At 54.3% G+C, this 3265-nt stretch carries 2 protein-coding genes and 1 pseudogene; all 3 read left to right on the forward strand.

Features of this window, described 5'->3' with window-relative positions; genetic code table 11:
• Positions 1–63 precede the first annotated feature (63 nt).
• Positions 64–582, forward strand: a pseudogene (locus tag MUU53_RS23045) (ArdC family protein); the annotation flags it as partial.
• 172 nt (positions 583–754) lie between these two features.
• Positions 755–1969, forward strand: a complete 1215-nt coding sequence (gene repA / locus MUU53_RS23050; RefSeq protein ID WP_037094805.1) for a plasmid partitioning protein RepA — start codon at positions 755–757, stop codon at positions 1967–1969.
• Positions 1966–2979 (forward strand): plasmid partitioning protein RepB, encoded by a 1014-nt coding sequence (repB, locus tag MUU53_RS23055; RefSeq protein ID WP_037094802.1) that lies wholly within the window; start codon positions 1966–1968, stop codon positions 2977–2979. Before repA ends, repB begins: the two co-directional genes overlap by 4 nt.
• Positions 2980–3265 lie beyond the last annotated feature (286 nt).

The following is a 3265-nucleotide window of genomic DNA, read 5'->3' on the forward strand; positions in this document are numbered from 1 at the left end:
TGCAAGTCCGGTTCGGAGGGGGGCTGAGCCGCGTCCTCATTGAGGCGCCGCCAGCCTACCCTACTCGAGCAGATCGACAACCTGCCTAACCGCTTCAAGAGCCCGGCCGAGGCGGCGCCGATCGAGCCGGTTCCGGTCATCGACCATGTCGAAACCTTCATTCGGGCCACAGGCGCAAAGATAGCCTATGGCGGAAAGCAAGCCTGCTATCGGCCTGGCCCCGATGACATCCAGATGCCGGAGCGCGGTCGGTTCCTCAGCGAGGTTCATCTTTACAGCACGGTTTTTCATGAGCTCGGGCACTGGAGCGGCGCAAAATCACGCCTTGATCGTGACCTTAGCGGGCGGTTTGGGAGCGAGACCTACGCAATGGAGGAGCTTATTGCCGAAATCTCAGCCGCGTTCGTCTGCGCCGATCTTGGCATTGAGCATGATCCGCGAGACAACACCGCGACCTACGTTGAAAACTGGCTCAAGGTGCTGAAGCAGGATTCACGTGCAGTCATCACTGCCGCCGCGAAGGCTCAGGCAGTTGCTGACTATCTCCGACAGTTCAGCTCTTCCACAGGGTCGGGGCCCTAGCAAAAAATGTCGGGCCTCATGCGCATCGACCCAAAACTTTACAACTGTAAAGTCGGGCATCCTTGATGCGTTAACTTCTTGTTAACGAAAAACGCCTTGAAGAATCGGAGTCAGTCTGGCATTCCTGACGGAAATGATCTCGTAAAGTGGTCAGAACCGTCAAGAGGATTGAATGCTGCAGCCAGCTTCTCAGAGCGTCAGAGACACTGCGTCGAAGATCGAGGTCTACACCTCGAAACTCTCCGCGGAGCTGAACGATATGCGTGAAGCTGTCTATCCACCCTCTGCGCAAAAAACATTTGGCCGGACATTCTCAACCCTTGACCTAGTGAGGCTACTCAAGGTTCCGGAAAGTACTCTTCGCCAGTTGACGCTGGAAGGGAAGGGGCCTTTGCCCGAGCGCGCAGAAAACAATAGGCGAACGTACACGATAGAGCAGGTCAAGGAACTGAGGCGATTCTTGGCCGAACTTCGTCCTGACGAAGCTGGCGAGCTGCTTCCGCATCGTCGCAAAGGGGAAAAGCTTCAGGTAATTGCTACGGCGAATTTTAAAGGTGGTAGTTCCAAGACAACCACTTCTATCCATCTCGCACATTTTCTAGGGCTTCAGGGTTATCGGGTCTTGTGTCTGGATCTTGATCCGCAAGCATCGATGACTGCGCTATTTGGTATTCAGCCCGAGTTCGATCTCGGCGAGAACCAGACAGCCTATGCAGCCATTCGATATGACAATGAGAGGCGGCCGCTCGCTGAAGTGATCCGGCCAACCTATTTCCCAGGTGTAGATCTAGTTCCTGGCAATCTGGAGCTAATGGACTTTGAGTTTGATACCCCGTCCTATCTGACCTCGAAAACCAGAGATGACCTGGGTTTGTTTTTCGAGCGGTTAAGCAGTGCCCTGGCCCGCGTGGATGATCGATACGATATCGTTATCATCGACACCCCACCGTCCCTTGGATACTCGACACTCGCTGCTCTTTATGCAGCCACGTCCTTAGTTATTACCGTTCACCCGGCGATGCTCGACGTTGCATCGTGCAATCAGTTCCTGATCATGATCTCCGATCTATCGGAGGTGCTGGGGCAGTTTGGAGCTAAATTTGAGCATGACTTTTTCCGCTTCCTGCTCACGCGCGTGAACCCGAATGACGGGCCGCAGAAGTACATGTCCGGAGTCATGCGCCGATTGTTTGGTGATGATGTACTCGTTGCGGAGGCGCTCGAATCCACGGCAATCGCCGGTGCAGCGGTAGCGAAGAAGACCCTATACGAGCTTGAGTCGGGTGAGGTCGGTCGTGAAGCGTTGAAGCGCGCAATTGAGAGCGCTGACCGAGTTAACTCCGAGATCCTCGACCTCGTTCACCAAGTTTGGGGACGTAGCACATGAAGAAAAGCATCCTTCAGCGAATGGCGGCCGCCGAAAGCCGGACGGAATCTCCTGTGGTGTCGGACGCGTCCGACAAGCCCTCGCTGGCGCGGCGGCACTCTTCACCTGTCATTTCCAATGTGGGTCGGGCACTGACACAGCTCACAGAAGATAGTGTCATTTCACTCGATCCTGACCGTATCGACCGCTCCCCCTATAGAGATCGCTTTGACAACGACGAGGACGCGGCCAAAGAGCTCGAGGCGCTTAAGATTTCAATCGCAAGTGAAGGCCAAAAAATTCCAGTTCTTGTTCGGCCGCATCCGACGAAAGCGGATCATTACCAGCTTGCCTACGGTTACCGTCGTTGGGCAGCGATCAAGGCCATAATGGCAGAATCGGATCGCCCGGAGACCATAAAGATTCGAGCCTATGTTCGAGAACTTTCCGATCGGCAGTTGATTGAAGAGCAATCGCTCGAGAATGGTGTTCGGGAAAACCTGACCTGGATTGAGCAGGCAATGTGGGCCGTACAGCTGAAAAGTGCTGGCCTTTCTCATCGCGCCATGTGCCCAATCTTGGGAGCTTCAGAAGCGGCAATATCGCATCTTTTTCGAGTGACGGAGGCGGTTCCCGAAGACATCATTCTTGCGATCGGAAGAGCAAAGGGAGTTGGTCGACCGAAATGGACCGCATTTGCCGAGTTGCTGAAAGATCCGAGCGGCGCAGCACGTGTTCGTAAAATAATCGACACGGTCGAGTTTCGAGGCGCTGACAGCTCCAGCCGTATTACCCAAGCGATACGAGCTGCAAGTTCGGCGGCCGACAAAGTGACTACGGAGCCAGCTGAAGAGATTGTTGACTTCGCCGTGGGTGACCGAGTTTTTGGCCGCATGAAGAGTAATTCGGCTGGAACTACGGTCTCAATCCCGAAGCAGGAACGCGCTTTCGCGCGCTGGCTCGCGGACCGAATGCCTGATCTTCTAAGCGAATACAACAATCGTTCAGATCCAACTCACCAAGAGGTGTGATCGAGACACTCGTTAATTGGTCAAGAGGAGAGACCGCGACAAAAGAAAAAGGCCCCCAAAACGTTTCCGTCATGGAAGCCTCTCTCAATTCCTAGCAAGATCGAGAATCGCATTTCCATGAATCCCAGTCAAGAGTCTTTGGCATCGTTTTGGTGAGCGGATTTCTTTTGCCTGAAGAAAGGTGAAGGAATATGCAGACGGGAAATGTGACGACGCCCTTTGGGCGGCGGCCGGCTGTGCTTGCTCTTGTAAAGAGGCAGCTCCAGACGTCCGAGACGAAACCAAG

Origin of the sequence: Affinirhizobium lemnae, from assembly GCF_022968395.1 — a bacterium.
GTDB classification, from domain to species: Bacteria; Pseudomonadota; Alphaproteobacteria; order Rhizobiales; family Rhizobiaceae; genus Neorhizobium; species Neorhizobium lemnae.